The organism is Streptomyces sp. NRRL S-350 (assembly GCF_000719705.1).
Classification (GTDB): Bacteria; Actinomycetota; Actinomycetes; order Streptomycetales; family Streptomycetaceae; genus Kitasatospora.
In genome coordinates, this window is sequence record NZ_JOHO01000013.1 from 79,339 (window position 1) to 93,701 (window position 14,363).

Below are 14,363 nucleotides of genomic sequence, written 5' to 3' on the forward strand. Positions count from 1 at the left end.
GAGCAGCCCCATCCGTCGGCGTCACGCAGACGTGGTTCGTCGGCGTCCGTAGTCGAGGGCTGCGGGGTTCGGGGAGCCGTCGTTCAGCAGCCGTGGGTGCCCGTGGGCGTTCGGCAGAGTGCCCCACTTTCGTAGGTGGTCTTCACGCCAGAGGGGATGCCATCCCCGGCGGTTGGCCTCGGGCGGCGCGATGGTGGTCATGTTCCCGAGTCCGTCCAGCCAGGCCTTCGGGCTCAGGAACGCCGGTGTCACCGTGCTGGGCCGCGACGACCAGATCCTCGCCGTATTGAGGGAGATGCCGAAGAGCCCGGGGAGATCGGTGATGCCGAGGAGCCGGACGCCGCTGCGGGTGCGATGCTCACCCGGCGGCATGACACGACCGCGGTGAGGACGAAGGACCGGCTCGCCCTTCGCCGTGACACGGCCAGCCTTGACGAGGGCAGCCTTGATCATCTTCTTCGCGTAGAGCCGGCCTGGCCGGCCCGGGCCGCCGACGGATTCACCGAGGGCATCCCCGAACCGCCCTTCGCGAGCCCAGCCCTTCAGAGTGGGCAGCGGGACATGCGGGTACTTGGCGTGGGCTTCGGCGAGCGACCACAGCGCTCCAGGGGCCTTCCTCGCGCCGGGAGCCGGCTGCGCCGGGCTGCAGGAGGCACGGTGGCGTTCGGCGTCGGAGCTGGCGGGCTGCTTCCCGCAGCTCGGGCAGAGCGCGGGGGCTGTCATGGAGGTACCTCCGGCGGCTGAGCCTGGTTCGTATGACCTGAGTGTATCGGTGACCGTGTATGGCCGCCTACGTTAACGATCCGTGCCCCGGGGATGCTACTTGCCGGTTCCGATGCGACCTGCGGAAACGCAGCACTCCTACTGGCGGGTAACAGTTCGCGCGCTCGCATCGCCATGGCGGCCGGTCGCGTGGGTCCGGGCTTTCGAACGGAGCAAGCCTTGCAGCCACGCACGTACCGCGACCGCACCGTCCAGCGTCATCCTCTGCGGCTCGGGGCCGCCCAAGCCGATCATCACGGTGGCCCGCAGGACGCGCCCCGACCGCCGGCCGATCTCGATGTGCCCGATCGGCGAGTCCATGCCGTCCTTGGCATCCACGACCACGCGATAGCTGTTCCCGAAGGCAGGTCGCTCCTCGGGGTTCAGTCCAGCCTCCTCGGCCAGGGCAATGATCCGGCGGGTAACGGGAGTCGCGGGCAACATCATCTCTGGTGCTCCTTCAAGAGGCTGGTTCGAGTCGGCAGTGCAGCGCTCGTCAGGGAGGCGAGTAGCCGGCCGCAGGGGTGGACGACGGCGCTGTCATGAATAGGCCGCCCGCAGCCTTTATTGAGATGACCTGAATTTATCAGTCTGCGACGCAAAGGGTCATCCGGTCCACCGTGGCGCCCGAGTAGGCGCGACCCTCGATCGTGCACATCGGCGGCGCCCCACCTCGGCCCGACGGCAGCGACCCTGCTGCGCACGCCCACCTCGGCCGACTCTGGCGCCAAGTCCTGTTTTCTCGCCGAATTTCGGGGGTGGGTGCCAGGCGGTGAACCCGGGGTCGTGCGGGTGGGGGTGTGTGCGCACCCGCGCCTGCGCCGGCCCCCGAGCGCCAAAGGGCCTTCTGGTGGCCCGTTTCCGGCTGTCCGTGGATGGCTCGACGGTAGGGCGGTGCCACGTGGAGCGGCCACCTGAGCGCTCGACAGTTGATAAATTTGCGTCATCCAAATTGATGCTGACGAGGAGCCATGAACCCCACCGCCATCACGCTGCCCGGCCGCCTGCACGCCTACTTGCTCGCCCACCCCGATGCCATCACCGACCCCGGACTGGCGGACCTGATGCGCGGCGCCGAGGTCCGCCCCAGGGGGGTTGGCACCGCCGCGTACATCGACACCACGCCCGACGTCGCGCTGCGCCTGGCCGACCAGTTGGACTCCCTGGACGCGAGGATCGCCGCCGGCACGTTCCCGCCCGTGCCGATCGACCGGGGCAGCCTTGGCATCGTCGCGGGCAAGATGCGCAGGGCGGCCGCCAAGGGCACCCCACGCAAGCCGAAGGGCCCTCGCCAATCCGCCCGGGCGGCGGAGCCCAGTGCCGTCTACCACGAGGCGGTTCGGATGCTCGTACGCGCCGCAGCTGACTACCTGCGGGCCGAGACCGGCCTGCCGCTGCCCGCCGTCCCGGACGAGAGGGAGTATCTGAGGATCGTGACGCTGGCGGTGGAGACGCCTCACAGCTCGGGGACCATCCGGATCGACCTGTCCGACCTGGTCCATTGCTGCACCCTCACCTTCGACCGCATCCCGCTCGACCGGGCCGCCCAGGCGTACCGGGCGGCCTGGGGTGATCCGCACGACCACTTCGACGGCGGCGAGACGCTGGAGGGCTTCCCGCCGGGCGAGAAGTTCGAGTTCGAGGACGCCAACAACGGCGAGCGGCGTACGTACGGGACGGTGCTGGTCGAGGTACTCGACGAAGGCCTGGCGCGGCTGGAACTGCCGGACTTCTCTCTCGGCGACGTTGCCCTTGCGCTGGCCTGCCTGACCTCGGACTGACCCCCGGCACCCCGAGAGGATGACCCCGTGACCACCGAAGAAGAGAACCCGCCGTGCCCCCAGTGCGGCGAAAGGGACATGGAACGCTGGCACGACCCCCACGGCTCCGGCTGGTCTTGTCACAACCAGGAATGCCAGTGGTTCGGCGTCGACGGGGAGAGCGAGTGAGCACCGTCCCCGGGCCGCCGTGGAAGCAGGCCCACACCACCGGCCCGTGCACCGACCAGTGCCACGACTACCCCCACTGGCCGGACGACCCCCTGTTCCAGGCCGTCCGCGACCAGCACCGACTCACCCTCGATCCCGTCGGCGACCTCTACGTCGGCATGTGCACCTGCGGCGGCCTCACCACCCCGCAGTGGGACGCCAACGCGGTTAGCGAGGCGTACGACCAGCACGCCGCCATCGTCCAGCACGAGCTGCGCCACCCCAAGCCCGCCGACCTGCTGGACGGGCTCGGCACCACCGACATGCGCGCTGCGCTGGACGAAGCCGCCGCCGGTCTGCCCGCCGACCATCCCGTGCGGCTGCTCTGGCAGCGCCTCGACCAGGTCCTCACCGACGGCGGAGCCGAGTGCCTGCCCGACCCCTGGGACCACGGGCACGAGAACGTGCCTCACTGCGCTGGCCACACCGACCCGGACGAGGCCGCCCTGTGCGACGGCTTCTGCGCCACCCGCTCCGGCCGGTGACGGCACCCCCACCGTCTCCTCGCCAGCCCCTGCAGAGGCCCGTCTGCGCCGCCGGGCCGCCGCCCTCCCCAAACACCTCGACCCGGGCCGGGCCCGCTCGTTCCCGGCCAGCGAACGGATCACCCATGCCCATCCAGTCCGACCTCGCCGCGCTCCTGGCCAATCTCCCCGAGCGCATGCCCGAACTCCCCGTCGATCCGCGCCGCCGACTGCCCATACCGGCCGTCTCCCAGCACGGCGACTTCCACGACTTCACCGCGATCAACGCCGAGCAGGGCGTACGGCTGGCCCAGCAGCGCCGCTGCTCGATCTGCGGCGGTGACCTCGGCTACTGGGTGGCGTTCCTCGGCGGAGAGCAGTCGTTCCAGCGCCGCGGCTACGCCGACCCGCCAATGCACCCCGCGTGCGCCGAGGCGTCCCTGACCCTGTGCCCGCACATCCGGCTGCAGCGGGCCCGGCGGGCGAGTGACAGCCACGTGATGGCTGGCGCGACCACGGGGGAGGGGTGGGTTGAGGCCAAGCCGCAGCGGTGGGTGCTGGGCATCACCCGCTCGTACGACGTCCGCATGACCGCCGCGCGCGGTGGCGGCCGTGTCCCAGTGTTCCGCCCCGCGCCGTTCAGGTCGCACCGGGTGTTCGGCTACGGCCAGAACGGGTTGATCACCGAACTCTGACCGCCCGAGTGGTGGCGCTGTGCCGGTCATCTTCACCATCCAGCAGCAGAGGCGCGCGCGGGGCGCCACTGTGCAGCGTGCTGGCAGGACCGATCACCTGGCCAGCACGCTGCACAAGGCGGTGACTGCGCGCAGAGGCAGGCCGAGCGGCTCGTCAGCTCTGCTGTGCCGGCTCGAACAGGCCGCGTCCGGAGCGCCGTGCCCGGCCCCGCGTGACGAGTCGCCCAAGGGTCGCGGTCACGTTGGTCATGTTGTTGCTGGTCTCGTCCAAGCCGATGGCGTGAAGCACTTCCTTCGCCCGGAGCGGCGTACCGGCCTTGGTCAGGGCGTCGTGAACGGCATCCGCGATGCCGTTCGACCGCTTGCCGCGCGTCTCCTTGGCAGGTACCGCCTTGGGGGCGGCCTTCGCGGCGGTGGCCTTCTTCGTCGCCGTCTTGCGCGGCGCCGGAGCAGCGGCCGCCTTCTCGGCGGTCTGCGCCTCCTCGGCGGCCTTGCGGCCTCTGCGGGGCCCCGTTCCAGCGGGCTTCGCCGCGGTGGTCCGTGCTGCTCCCCGACGGGTTGTCTTCTTCGCCGTCGGCGCCTCACCGACCGGGAGCGGCTTGTCCTCCTCGGCGGCGGGGACCGGCTCGGTGTCCGCCCCGCTGTCCGTCTCCAGGACTGCCGGGGTGAGCGCCTTCAGGCTGCTGAGGGCGGTGCGGACCGATTCGAGGTCTGCGGTGACCGACGCCAACTTGCTCTCCAGGGAGGCCTGTTCCGCCTCAAGGTCCGGGAGCTGTGCCTCCAGCAAGGCGATGGTGGACGTGACGGAGGTGTTCGTACCGAAGGTGGTTGCCAAGGCTGGTGCCCTCATTCACTCGTGCCGACGCGACCGCTTTCCGCATGGTCGCTGCAACGACTGTACGGCCCAGGTCCTGCTCGCCGCCGGGGATATCCGCAGCTAGGGGACCGCTCCTGACGGTTCATCGGTGTGTGGCTCGGGGGCTCAACCCTGCCCAAGTTGATAAACTCAGGTCATCCAAATGAGCGATTCGACTTCACGGTCGGGGCCGCCTGCGCGACAAGGAGTACCCCCCATGAGCACCCTCCTGCTGCCATACCGGCTCGGAGACCCGGAGATGGATGAGTGCCGCTATCCGGTCATCGTGTCCCCCGACACGAGCACCGACCTGGTCCTCGGGCACGTCTTCCGCTTCCACCGCCCCTGGTACGCCGTCCCCAACGGGAAGGACGAACACTGCGTCGGCCGCCCGGACAAGGGCCAGCCGGGCCACAAGAAGGCCGCCGACTACCTGATCAGGGAGTACGCCGACGGGAACATCACCCCCATACCCCTGGCCGAACTCGTACCGCGGGTCTTCGAACCGCTCGATGAGGTGCCTCTTCTCCACCCCCGGCTGCCGGTCAGCGACCGCAACATCGGCAGCGCCAAGCAGGCGTTCGCCACCATCGAGGCCCAGTTCTGGCGCGCCCGCAGCGGCTTTCCCGGCTCCGACAACCACTGGTGGCTGGAGTGCATACTCCCCGGGTGCCCCGGCTGGTCCGGGCCGCGCTACCTGTCGCACATCCGCGGCCGCAACGGCGAGCCGCCCAGCCCTTACCGCCACCCGGGCTGTCTGCCCGCGGACCAGGTGCGCAAGCTGATCGCCGCCTACCAGCAGTAGCCCGCGCCGTTCACGCCGGGCCCGGACCGCCGGGCCCGGCCCCCTCGACCGCCTTCGGGAAGGACCCAGCCCCCGATGTCACCGATCATCCGCCCCACCGTCCGGCACCCGCTGCCCGAGCAGACACGCGTCACCCACACCGCGCAGCTCTGGGCCCACCGGGTGCCGGGCGGAACCGGTGTCATCACCCGGGCGCAGCCCGGCGCCGCCGACACCACCGAGTACCGCGTGCTGCAGCCCATGGACTTCTCCCGCCGCCCCGGCCTGGACAACCCCTTCGGGCGGACCAGCCAGTGGAACTCCCAGCGCACCGTGCCGGTCTACCCGCAGCCGCCCCATGCCGAGCTCCTCGACCAGCTCGATGCCACCTACGACACGCTGACCGTCACCGGCCTCGCCCCCGAGCACCGGGTAGCGATGTGCGCGTACCTCACCGCCCGCCACCCCGACGCCCAGGCCGGGATCTGGTCCAAGCTCGACGCCGACGAGCACTACGACCGCTGGTACTGCCACGAGCCCGCGTTCCTCGTCGCCGGATACCAGGCCGCCCGCGCTCGCCAGCACCGCGAGGACGGCGCCCTCTCGTGACCGACACCAGCCCGCCCCCGATGAGCGCAGCCGACCACGATGCCGTCGCCGCCGAACGCCGCTCCCAGGCCGCCGCGTTCAACGCACTCGCCGACCAGGTCTGCGTCGATCCCGAGCTGCGGCAGACGCTCGCCGCCGTCGGTGCCCAGCACCTCGCCTCCGGCCCGGTCACCGCCGCCACCCTGCGCGGGGCGGCCCGGGCCGCGACCGACAACGCCCTGGTGCACGAGGCGACCGCCGAATGCCGACGCCGTTCCGCGGACCGCTCCCCGTGCAGATGCGGGCACCGGGACAACCAGCACGCCTTCCACCTCACGGACGCCAGCACCATCCCGTGCCGGTCCTGTGCCTGCCAGGACTACCGCCCGCTCACACGGCCCGCCCCTACACTCGGCGCGGTCCCCGACGAAGCGCTCGTCGCCCTCCCACCGGAGTACACCCACCATGACGTCTGAGATCCGGCCGCCTGCGCCGAAGGCCTGCGACACCTGCCCGTACCGGCCCGACGTCCCGTCCGGGGTCTGGGCGGAATCGGAGTACGACAAACTGGAGCGGTACGACCGGCCCAGGGCTGAGCAGCCTACGAAAGTCTGGCAGTGCCACCAGGCCGACAGGGACAGCGATCAACGCCGCATGTGCGCCGGCTGGATCGGCTGCCACGGCGGGGCTGAGCTTCTCGCGCTGCAGATCGCGCTCATCGAAGGCCTGATCGACAGCGCGACCTTCGCCGAAGCGGTCGACTACACGTCCCGGGTACCGCTGTTCGCCTCCGGGGCCGAAGCTGCTGCCCACGGCCGGGCCGACATCGACGACCCCGGCGAGGACGCCCGGCGCGCGATCGCCAAGATCGCCAAGACGCGGGGTGACGTCAGCTTTGGATGAGGGCCGAGGGCGCGCTGACGCGCCGCAGCGGACCGGATCGGCAATCAAGGCCGGCGACCTGGTCATGCAGAACTACCCCGAGCAGGAACTCCATGCCACCGTCCGCCGCGTCTACAGCCGCGGCGGACGGTGGGTGGCCGACCTGACCTGGCACTACCCGATGGCCGACCTCGACGTGGAGGGGTACGACCTGTTCCCTCTGGTCGCGGTGACCCGCGGACAGCTCGACGCGGTGACGAAGCCGATCCGGGTGGCCGAGGGGGAGCACCGGGGCTGGATCAAGGAGGCCGTCGTGACCCGCTGGGCGGGGCACTTCCGGGTCACCTGCTCCTGCAAGGACGGACTCGAGGTCTGCCGGACGGGCCGTCAGGCTGGCTGGAGCCGCACCCTGGACGGCGCCCGGGCGCTCTGGTCCTGGCACGCCGCGGGGGAAGTCGGCGCGGCCCCTCTGGGTGCGTAGAGGCCGTCTGCAGGGATTCGAGGCTCCTTCAAGGAGTCAGTTTTTTTCTTGACGTGTTAGTGCCTAGGCACTAACTTTGTCCATGTCGGACCGTGCAAGAAGACACGCAGCTCACCGACGCCGACCGTGTCCCGCCCTGACTGAAGGAGAAGGCCCCCGATGTCCGACATCCGATATCCCGACTGCACCGTCACGCTGTCCGGCACCGACGGCAACGTGTACTCGATCCTCGGCGCCGTCCGGGCCCAGCTGCGCCGCCACCTGAGCGCCAACGGCGTCGGCGGCCCCGAGCGGGCGCAGATCATCGCTGAGTTCACCAACGCCGTCACCAGCAGCGGCAGCTACCAGGAAGCCCTCAACGTCGTGCACGACTGGGTCGCCGTCGAGTAGCCACCCGGGCGCCTTGCGGGCGACAACTCGCCCCCGGCGCCGGCTTCGCCGAACCGTCCCCTTCCGCGAGCACGACTCGCCGCTGGAGTGGGAGGACGAGCTGCTGCTGCCGATCGGCCAGCAGCTGCCGACCGCCCCGCCGGCGGGCTCGCGACTGGCCTGGGCGCGGGGCGCGATCGAGGCGCTCGCTGTCCTGCGGCTGATGGTGGACAAGGTGGCCGACCTGGACGGGCAGCCGCTGGTCGGCCGGGAGATCGAGGTCCCCCGACGCGAGCGGACCGAGAAGCAGGGCACCGGCAAGGGCAAGAGCAAGGCGAAGCGCGTCCGCACGGTGGACCGGGTGACCGTTGTCGACCTGGAGGAGCCCAAGACGCCGCTGGTCCCGTCGCAGCGCGAGCCGGAGGGCGAGCACTCAGGCCGGACGTGGACGCCGCAGTACGGGCGCGAGGTGGAAGAGCGCACCCGCCAGAACCACTGCCGAACCCCGCGTCAGCACCGGGCGCTCGTGGAGGAGCTGGGGGAGTGCCCGAACCACGGGCCCGTCACCGTGCGGGCGCACCGCTGGGGCAAGAACCTGCCGCTGCGGCCGGTGAACACGGTAGGTAGGACCAGCTGAGACCCGGCAACGGGCCCCGAGGCCTTCCGAAAGAATCTTCGGAAAGGGGGTTGACATCCAGTCAGACCGAATCCAGTATTTGGTCTACTGGAACTTCTGCACCACGAAGGGCCGCCCCGTGAAACCGCCGGGGCGGCCCTTCGTGTTTCCACCACCCGCGAAGGGAGGCCCCTTTGCCCACTGCCACCGCCGCCCCCGTGCTGCTCACCGGCGCCGACATCGCCCACCTCGTGAAGCGCCCCATCGGAACCGTCCGCCGCTGGGCATCCGAGGGCCGCATCACCAGCTACGACGGCCTCTACGACTGGCGCGAGCTGCAGCCCGTCGCCCGCGGCGAGATCGCCGCACCCCCGCTCAAGACCACCGACCTGGCCGCGGCGTGACGGGCATCGCCGCGTACGACCTCGCCGTGCCCGCCAAGTCGCTGCTCACCGCCCCCCGGACCTGCCCGTGCGGCGCTGAGCTGCCCTCACTCGCCGCCAGCGCGACGCCGTTCCGCCGCCGATCGCCGGATCCGCACGCCGACTGCCACGCCCAGGCCCAGGCCCGGCTCGCCGAGAAGGTCGCCGCCGACACCGACCAGGCGGCCACCCAGTGGCAGCAGCTCCGGCAGCACCACCAGGACAATCCCGCAGCTGTCGCCGTGCTCGACCTCCACCGCCCCGAGGCCGGCCGCCACCAGCCCGCCTGCTCCCACTGCGAGCAGTACGACGGCCTCGAAGGCGCCGAGCCCGCGCCCTGGCCCTGCCCGACCTACCAGGCCGTCCAGCGCACCTGACACATCCCGGAAGGAGGCGCCCCGGTGCACCCTTCCCCGTCGACCGGCCGCATCGTTCACTACCGCCTGTCCGCCGAGGACCTGACCCGCGTCCACGAGTACGCGAACAGGCCCACCCACAACCCGCCCGTGGAGTTCGCCGAGCACCGCGTCGGCGACGTCCTGCCCGCGATCGTCGTCCGGGCCGAAGGCAACACCGTCAACCTCCACGTGTTCCTCGACGGCCCTGGCACCCTCTGGCTCCCCAACCGCGAGCACGGCCACGAACCCGGCCACTGGCACTGGCCGCCCATCGCCCCCGCGACCGCCGCCGCCCGGCACTGAAGGAGGAGCGTGATTCAGCAGCAGCCCCGCACGGGCGACATCGGCCTAACCTCCATCCTCGGCCCGGTCGGCAGCCTCATCCGAGCCGGCCAGTGGCTCACCGGCTCCGGCTTCTCCCGCTTCGAGCACGCCTTCGTCGTCGTCGGCCCGAACCAGGACGGCGAAACCGAGCTGATCGAAGCGCAGCCCGGCGGCGCCGTCCTGCGACCGCTCAGCGAGTACGCGGACCGCGACGTCGTGTACGTCTCCCCGCCGCTGACGGACGACCAGCGCGAGAAGGTCGCCGCAGCCGCCCGCAGCCTGCGCTACACCCCGTACAGCGCCCTCGACTACGCCGCCCTCGCCGCGCACCGCTTCCACCTCCCGGCGCCCGGCCTACGCCGGTACATCGCCGACAGCGGCCACATGATCTGCAGCCAGCTCGCGGACGAGGCCTACCGGCGCGCCGGCATCGAGCTGTTCAAGGACGGCCGCTGGCCCGGCTACGTCACCCCCGGCGACCTGTGGAACCTGCTGCGCCATGGCTGACGGCCACGTGCACGATCTGTGGCTCCTGCCGCAGGTCGACCTGGTGATTGAGTTCGTGGCGCCCTGCTGCGGCAAGTTCCTGATGACGAGCCTTCCGGCTGGTTGGGTCTCCTACCCCTGGGCTGACGTGGTGACCAAGGCCGCCCACCACCTCGGCGGCCGGCATCGAGGGACGTGGGGCCAGTACCGTGAGACCGAACCGCGAGGCTTGGGCCACAGCAACGTCCTCGAGGCCGAACGGCACTCCCCGGAAGGGTCCTACGACGGTCCGACCGACGAGACCGCGTTCCTGCGAGGCGGCCCATTCGACGGCGAGCTGGAGCCCTTCCCGCCGACGCTCCTGGACGACGTGTGCCCGCGCCTGGTCCGCAGACTGCCGCCTCAGCTCCTGCCACCGGACCCCGACCCGGCCAAGCCACCGCACCGTGTACCGCGAGCCGTCTACCAAGCTCTGCGGGACCACCACGGGTTCTTCTCCCGGGACGACCGGGGCCGGATCAGGTTCGACTTCTGGGGGTTCCAGTGAACGTCCCTGGGGGCTGGAGCAGCGGAATCAGCATCGTGCGCCGCGACCTCAACGTCGTGCCGACGGGCACCCGCAGCTACGTACACCAGATCTGCTGAGCGCGAGGCAGGGCAAAGGAAAACCCGTGGCCATCGGCCTGCCAGGTCCATACGCTCATTCACAGCACCGTAGAGCAGCTCGGTCAGCTCGGCGGCCTCATAAGCCGCAGGTCGCGGGTTCGAATCCCGCCGGTGCGACCACGCGTTGAGTGCTGGGACACGAACGGGCCTGTAAAGCCTGTGCCTTCGGGCTAGCGAGGTTCGATTCCTCGGCAGCGCACTGTGATCGTAGCTCAACGGCTAGAGCACCGCGTTGTGGTCGCGGATGTTGCGGGTTCGAGTCCCGCCGATCACCCCAAGGCGTCGTACCCCAACGGCAGAGGGAACCGGTTCAGGACCGGTCCAGTGTGCGTTCGAATCGCACCGACGCTACGCAAGGCGCTGTAGCCCAACCAGGCAGAGGCGGCGGTCTGAGGGACCGCAGGTTGCAGGTTCGACTCCTGTCAGCGCCACGCATGGAGGATTGGCCGAGCGGTAAGGCAGCGGCTTGCTAAGCCGTCGTCGGGGTCACACCCGCGCAGGTTCGATCCCTGCATCCTCCGCAGGCTTCCACACTCACCGGCCCGTGAGGGTACGGCCGTGGAAGCTGCCCTGGAAGGTCCGGCATGTGGCGTGCCAAGCGCTCTCGAAAAGCGTGGCGGGTGACACCGCGGCGAGTTCGACTCTCGCACCTTCCGCCAAGCGGTCGTAGCTCAGGCTGGCCAGAGCATCCGGCTCCAACCCGGAGTGCCGCAGGTTCGAATCCTGCCGACCGTGCTCGATCCCCGTTGGTGTAACCGGCAGCACAGCAGGCTCTGGACCTGCGAGTCGAGGTTCGAATCCTCGGTGGGGAGCCCAGGCCGGGTGAGCGCAACTGGCTGACCTCGCCCGCTCAAAACGGGCGGCCTGCGGGTTCGAATCCCGCCCCGGCCACCGTCCGGCCAGCTGTTTCCTCGGGAAACACCCCGGCGCCCGCATGGCCCCCGGGCGCCGGCTCAGCTCGGCGCTCGGCGGCCGACGCCACTTGAGGTCTCGTTCGGTCAGACCAAGACGATCAGGAGCGAGGCGAGCCACAGGCAGAGCCAGTGCTGACTCTGGTCAACCAGGTAGCGGCCCTGCGGGTCCTTCGCCCACTGGGGGCTACGGGTGATTCGCATGAACAGGGCAACGGGCCACCGCCGATCCCAGAATCCATGCGTCACCACCAAGAAGGCGACCCCGGCCGCGCAGCCGGTGACGCCCACCCGCAGGTCGAGCGCGAATACCACGGCAGCGAGCATCACGATCATCACGGCGTGGTAGCTCACCAGGTGGCCGAGCATGGCCCGCCAGGACTCCGCGTTGGTCGTCCCGCTGTCGGGCCCGGGCCTGCCCTTGTGCGCCGCCTGGTGGTCCGTCTGCGCGCTGTGGTCACCCCACATATGGGCAACCAGGAGCGTCAACAGGACAGCGGCGAAGGTTGAAGCGTTGGTGTTCAAAGCCCCTCCGGTACAGAAGGGGCGACCCCAATAGTCGCCCGCCATAAGCGCGACGTGTCAAGTGGTTTGTTACAAAGCAGGGCGCAGACGGTGCCCGCCGCGCCCATGCTGCTGTTGCCCGGATGGGCTGACGAACCATTCCGCATTCCTGCGGGTCCTTTGCGACCTACCGCCCGTCATCCTCACCCCACCACCTGCGAGAGCGAGCCCTGGCATGCGGATCACCGCCTCCCGCGGCGACAACAGCGTCACCATCGAGATCGACGGCGCCGACCCGAAGCTCCTGAAGCAGGCCGAAGAGGCCGCCCGCCGACTGCTCGGCGACAACGCCCCCAAGCCGCCGAAGCTGAAGATCGGCTTCGCCGCACCCGAGTGACCGTCAGGGCCCAGCCCAGCGTCACCATCCGGCTGAGCCTCACCAGCTCCGCCCCCAAGCAGACCCCGCGCGGACGCAACCGATCCGGCGGGGCCTTTGACGTCGGCCGCCGTGACTGAGGGGTCCACGGCGGCCGACCCCCCCTCCGACACGGGCCCCTCCCGAGCGAAGGACCCCTCACATGACCACCACGTACACCGGCAAGGTCGTCCTGGTCGAGCGCGTCAACCCGAGCGAGACGCACTCCTCGTACAACGACGGCCAGTACCTCATCTACGCCGAGACCGGCTCCCAGCTGTTCGGTCACCGCATGGACGGCTCCTACGGCGGCCTCGGCGTCTACGCCCTGAGCGGCCGCAGCGGTACCAGCGGCATTCCGCTGGCCGGTGAGGCCGCGTATCGCGTCGTGGCCGTCGACAACGCGGAGCAGTGGATGCTCGACGCGCTGGACAGCGCCGACGAGGAGATCCGCGCCGTCCGCGCTGGTGAGCGGAAAGCCGACTGGATCGGCGGTGTCTACGAGAGCGCGGAGAACCGCTCCCGCCAGCTCCGGAAGACGCTGGAGAAGGCCCTGGCCGAGCCCGAGCCCGAGCCCGGGGAGTCGGCGGGGTACGAGGACGAGCCGCTGGCAATGGAAGAGCACACCAGCACGGCCCTCTTCTTCGCGTCGGTCCCGCTGCCGCCCACCGTACGGATCACCGTCCCGGCCGGCGTCCAGGTCCTGGTCACCACCGAGTAGACCTCGCCTCCAGCCTTCGCAGACCTCCCACCCAACGGGTGCGGAGGTCTTCGCATGCCCGCCACCAACCTGGGAGCACCCCTTGGACACTGACCCGGCCGTCGACACCACCACCGCCACCCTGACCCGCGCCGAGCGCCGCCGCCGACACCGCGAGGAGCGCGCCGCCAGTGTTCGCCGCGCCCCGCAGCCCAGCCGCAACCGTCGCCAGCGCCGCGACCTGTTCGGCCCGCCCCCGGCCGTCCATGCCACGCACCGGCTGCCGCGCCGCGCGAGGAACGTCCTGGCCGCCGTCACCCCGACGTCCGGCCAGGCCCGCGTGAACGCCAAGCGCCTGGACCGCGCCGTGTTCTGGGCCAACGCCTACTTCGACGGCCGCCTCCTGACCGTCTGACCCAGCCCCTACCGGCCGACCCACGGCCCTGTAGACGGCCCGCGTCCGGCGGCGCGCGTGGACCCCCGCACCTGCAAGGGGGGCCACCCCGCCGGACGCGGGCGACCCACCCCCCACTCACCCCATTGCGAGGAAAACACCATGTCTGCTCTCGATTCGCTCCACGACGCCATCGACAAGCTGGAGGACGAGGGCCACAGCCTCTCGGGCCACCTGCGTACCATCGCCGAGCACATCAAGGCCGACCTGTTCGGCGCCGGCAAGAACGAGGCCACCACGCTGGAGACTCTGGTCCATTCCCTGGCTTCCGCGCTGTCGCCGGTCCTGGACGCCGCCAAGGCCGACACCATCTCCCAGACCAAGTCGCTGTTCGCCGACGCCCTGGCCGTGGCCGAGCCGGTCCTCAAGACCGGCACCACCGAGGCCCACCAGGCTCTCTCCGACCTGGTGACCGCCCTCAAGAGCGCCCTGGGCGGCGCCCCGGACCCGGCCACCACCGCGCCGACCAGTCCGGACCCGGCTCCGGCGGCGGACCCGGCGGCCGCGACCTCGACCGCCCCGGAGGCTGCGGCCACCGTCGCGCCGTAGCCCAACCCCCGACCGCCACGACGGCCGCCGCCGAGCTTCCCGGCTACGG

General features: G+C 70.7%; 24 protein-coding genes and 9 tRNA genes. 29 read left to right on the forward strand and 4 right to left on the reverse strand.

Going from position 1 to position 14,363, the window contains the following annotated elements; all coding sequences use genetic code 11:
• Positions 1–21: 21 nt before the first annotated feature.
• Together IF30_RS47850 and IF30_RS0115550 are read right to left on the reverse strand one after the other, a co-directional pair.
• Positions 22–453: a hypothetical protein gene (locus IF30_RS47850; RefSeq protein WP_158835144.1), complete on the reverse strand. Its 432-nt coding sequence runs from the start codon at positions 451–453 to the stop codon at positions 22–24.
• 408 nt (positions 454–861) lie between these two features.
• Complete coding sequence (locus tag IF30_RS0115550; RefSeq protein WP_030237816.1) at positions 862–1,209, reverse strand: hypothetical protein; 348 nt, start codon at positions 1,207–1,209, stop codon at positions 862–864.
• Between the two features lie 524 nt (positions 1,210–1,733).
• Between IF30_RS0115550 and IF30_RS0115555 the strand changes: the two genes are divergently transcribed.
• The 4 genes from IF30_RS0115555 to IF30_RS0115570 all read left to right on the forward strand — a co-directional run bounded on the left by IF30_RS0115555 (position 1,734) and on the right by IF30_RS0115570 (position 3,909).
• Entirely contained in the window at positions 1,734–2,543 is an 810-nt protein-coding gene (locus IF30_RS0115555; protein ID WP_030237819.1) for a hypothetical protein, read from the forward strand.
• 27 nt (positions 2,544–2,570) lie between these two features.
• On the forward strand, positions 2,571–2,711 hold the full coding sequence (locus tag IF30_RS47855; protein ID WP_158835147.1) for a hypothetical protein: 141 nt from the start codon (positions 2,571–2,573) through the stop codon (positions 2,709–2,711).
• The gene (locus IF30_RS0115565) at positions 2,708–3,235 is read left to right on the forward strand and encodes a hypothetical protein (protein WP_030237821.1); all 528 of its coding nucleotides are present in this window, start codon (positions 2,708–2,710) and stop codon (positions 3,233–3,235) included. Before IF30_RS47855 ends, IF30_RS0115565 begins: the two co-directional genes overlap by 4 nt.
• Before the next feature lie 125 nt (positions 3,236–3,360).
• The gene (locus tag IF30_RS0115570) at positions 3,361–3,909 is read left to right on the forward strand and encodes a hypothetical protein (protein ID WP_030237823.1); all 549 of its coding nucleotides are present in this window, start codon (positions 3,361–3,363) and stop codon (positions 3,907–3,909) included.
• 154 nt (positions 3,910–4,063) lie between these two features.
• On the opposite strand, the gene IF30_RS0115575 is transcribed toward IF30_RS0115570, so the two are convergent.
• A complete protein-coding gene (locus IF30_RS0115575) occupies positions 4,064–4,744 on the reverse strand; it encodes a hypothetical protein (protein ID WP_030237825.1) in 681 nt (226 codons plus the stop codon).
• Positions 4,745–4,982: 238 nt separating this feature from the next.
• On the opposite strand from IF30_RS0115575, the gene IF30_RS0115580 reads away from it, so the two are divergent.
• From IF30_RS0115580 to IF30_RS0115670, 21 genes are all read left to right on the forward strand, one after another.
• Positions 4,983–5,570 (forward strand): hypothetical protein, encoded by a 588-nt coding sequence (locus tag IF30_RS0115580; RefSeq protein ID WP_051710354.1) that lies wholly within the window; start codon positions 4,983–4,985, stop codon positions 5,568–5,570.
• A 75-nt stretch (positions 5,571–5,645) separates the two neighbouring features.
• Positions 5,646–6,158, forward strand: coding sequence for a hypothetical protein (locus tag IF30_RS0115585; RefSeq protein WP_030237829.1), 513 nt, complete (start codon positions 5,646–5,648; stop codon positions 6,156–6,158).
• Positions 6,155–6,613, forward strand: a complete 459-nt coding sequence (locus IF30_RS0115590) for a hypothetical protein (protein WP_030237830.1) — start codon at positions 6,155–6,157, stop codon at positions 6,611–6,613. The genes IF30_RS0115585 and IF30_RS0115590 overlap by 4 nt, the downstream gene beginning before the upstream one ends.
• Positions 6,603–7,040, forward strand: coding sequence for a DUF6283 family protein (locus IF30_RS48650; RefSeq protein ID WP_051710356.1), 438 nt, complete (start codon positions 6,603–6,605; stop codon positions 7,038–7,040). Before IF30_RS0115590 ends, IF30_RS48650 begins: the two co-directional genes overlap by 11 nt.
• Positions 7,041–7,104: 64 nt before the next feature.
• Complete coding sequence (locus IF30_RS0115600; RefSeq protein WP_030237835.1) at positions 7,105–7,500, forward strand: hypothetical protein; 396 nt, start codon at positions 7,105–7,107, stop codon at positions 7,498–7,500.
• 159 nt (positions 7,501–7,659) lie between these two features.
• Entirely contained in the window at positions 7,660–7,890 is a 231-nt protein-coding gene (locus tag IF30_RS0115605; protein WP_030237837.1) for a hypothetical protein, read from the forward strand.
• Between the two features lie 13 nt (positions 7,891–7,903).
• On the forward strand, positions 7,904–8,506 hold the full coding sequence (locus tag IF30_RS0115610; protein ID WP_030237839.1) for a hypothetical protein: 603 nt from the start codon (positions 7,904–7,906) through the stop codon (positions 8,504–8,506).
• A gap of 173 nt (positions 8,507–8,679) precedes the next feature.
• Positions 8,680–8,889 carry a hypothetical protein gene (locus tag IF30_RS0115615; protein WP_030237842.1) on the forward strand — a complete coding sequence of 70 codons (210 nt, stop codon included), beginning with the start codon at positions 8,680–8,682 and terminating at the stop codon, positions 8,887–8,889.
• The gene (locus IF30_RS0115620; protein ID WP_030237845.1) at positions 8,886–9,284 is read left to right on the forward strand and encodes a hypothetical protein; all 399 of its coding nucleotides are present in this window, start codon (positions 8,886–8,888) and stop codon (positions 9,282–9,284) included. Before IF30_RS0115615 ends, IF30_RS0115620 begins: the two co-directional genes overlap by 4 nt.
• A gap of 24 nt (positions 9,285–9,308) precedes the next feature.
• Positions 9,309–9,608, forward strand: a complete 300-nt coding sequence (locus IF30_RS0115625; RefSeq protein ID WP_030237848.1) for a hypothetical protein — start codon at positions 9,309–9,311, stop codon at positions 9,606–9,608.
• A gap of 9 nt (positions 9,609–9,617) precedes the next feature.
• Entirely contained in the window at positions 9,618–10,136 is a 519-nt protein-coding gene (locus IF30_RS0115630; protein ID WP_030237851.1) for a hypothetical protein, read from the forward strand.
• Positions 10,129–10,662, forward strand: coding sequence for a hypothetical protein (locus IF30_RS0115635; protein ID WP_030237854.1), 534 nt, complete (start codon positions 10,129–10,131; stop codon positions 10,660–10,662). The genes IF30_RS0115630 and IF30_RS0115635 overlap by 8 nt, the downstream gene beginning before the upstream one ends.
• A 161-nt stretch (positions 10,663–10,823) precedes the next feature.
• Positions 10,824–10,901, forward strand: a tRNA-Met gene (locus IF30_RS0115640).
• 81 nt (positions 10,902–10,982) lie between these two features.
• A tRNA-His gene (locus IF30_RS0115645) sits at positions 10,983–11,058 on the forward strand.
• A gap of 1 nt (position 11,059) precedes the next feature.
• Positions 11,060–11,132 (forward strand) — tRNA-Leu (locus IF30_RS47860).
• Positions 11,133–11,137: 5 nt separating this feature from the next.
• Positions 11,138–11,212, forward strand: a tRNA-Leu gene (locus tag IF30_RS0115650).
• Positions 11,213–11,217: 5 nt separating this feature from the next.
• A tRNA-Ser gene (locus IF30_RS0115655) sits at positions 11,218–11,302 on the forward strand.
• A gap of 51 nt (positions 11,303–11,353) precedes the next feature.
• Positions 11,354–11,440, forward strand: a tRNA-Ser gene (locus tag IF30_RS47865).
• Position 11,441: 1 nt separating this feature from the next.
• Positions 11,442–11,516, forward strand: a tRNA-Trp gene (locus tag IF30_RS0115660).
• Between the two features lie 5 nt (positions 11,517–11,521).
• A tRNA-Gln gene (locus tag IF30_RS0115665) sits at positions 11,522–11,593 on the forward strand.
• 4 nt (positions 11,594–11,597) lie between these two features.
• Positions 11,598–11,672, forward strand: a tRNA-Leu gene (locus IF30_RS0115670).
• 107 nt (positions 11,673–11,779) lie between these two features.
• Here IF30_RS0115670 and IF30_RS0115675 read toward each other — a convergent pair.
• Positions 11,780–12,217, reverse strand: coding sequence for a DUF3307 domain-containing protein (locus tag IF30_RS0115675; RefSeq protein ID WP_037900076.1), 438 nt, complete (start codon positions 12,215–12,217; stop codon positions 11,780–11,782).
• 214 nt (positions 12,218–12,431) lie between these two features.
• Here IF30_RS0115675 and IF30_RS47870 point away from each other — a divergent pair, with 214 nt between their 5' ends.
• The 4 genes from IF30_RS47870 (at position 12,432) to IF30_RS0115695 (ending at position 14,314) form a co-directional block, all read left to right on the forward strand.
• Complete coding sequence (locus IF30_RS47870; protein ID WP_158835150.1) at positions 12,432–12,593, forward strand: hypothetical protein; 162 nt, start codon at positions 12,432–12,434, stop codon at positions 12,591–12,593.
• Between the two features lie 181 nt (positions 12,594–12,774).
• Complete coding sequence (locus IF30_RS0115685) at positions 12,775–13,332, forward strand: hypothetical protein (protein WP_030237860.1); 558 nt, start codon at positions 12,775–12,777, stop codon at positions 13,330–13,332.
• 82 nt (positions 13,333–13,414) lie between these two features.
• The gene (locus IF30_RS0115690; RefSeq protein WP_030237863.1) at positions 13,415–13,726 is read left to right on the forward strand and encodes a hypothetical protein; all 312 of its coding nucleotides are present in this window, start codon (positions 13,415–13,417) and stop codon (positions 13,724–13,726) included.
• A gap of 141 nt (positions 13,727–13,867) precedes the next feature.
• Positions 13,868–14,314, forward strand: a complete 447-nt coding sequence (locus tag IF30_RS0115695) for a hypothetical protein (protein ID WP_051710358.1) — start codon at positions 13,868–13,870, stop codon at positions 14,312–14,314.
• Positions 14,315–14,363 lie beyond the last annotated feature (49 nt).